Origin of the sequence: Rhodosalinus sp. K401, from assembly GCF_041365735.1 — a bacterium.
Lineage (GTDB): Bacteria > Pseudomonadota > Alphaproteobacteria > Rhodobacterales > Rhodobacteraceae > Rhodosalinus.
On record NZ_JBGFSI010000059.1, the window covers coordinates 1 to 413 of the forward strand.

A 413-nucleotide genomic window follows, 5' to 3' on the forward strand; every position below is an offset into this window, starting at 1 on the left:
GGCGGATGCGGACGGGCTGACGGATTTCTACGGTCTGCAGGCCATGGTCGCACGGGAGATGTTCGTGGCCGGCGAGTGTTTCGTCCGGCTGCGCCCGCGGCGGGCCGAGGATGGTCTGCTGGTGCCGCTGCAGCTGCAGCTTCTCCAGTCCGAGATGCTGCCCTTCGAGAAGACCGAGACCGCCGTCAACGGTAACCGCATCCGCTGCGGGATCGAGTTCGACGCCATTGGCCGGCGGGTGGCCTATCACTTCCGCCGCAGCCATCCCGGCGACAGCACGGACCGGCGCGTGGCCGTGCCCGAGACGCTGCGCGTGCCAGCGCAGGACGTGCTGCACATCTACCGACCCTTAGACGCCGGGCAGATCCGCGGCCTGCCGCATGTGGCGCCCGCCAGCCTGGAGCCCGGCACCC

1 protein-coding gene is annotated in these 413 nt (G+C 70.2%); it reads left to right on the top strand.

The window, feature by feature from the left end; all coding sequences use genetic code 11:
• A partial coding sequence (locus AB6A66_RS17525; protein ID WP_371056908.1) for a phage portal protein occupies positions 1-413 on the top strand: 413 nt, incomplete at both ends.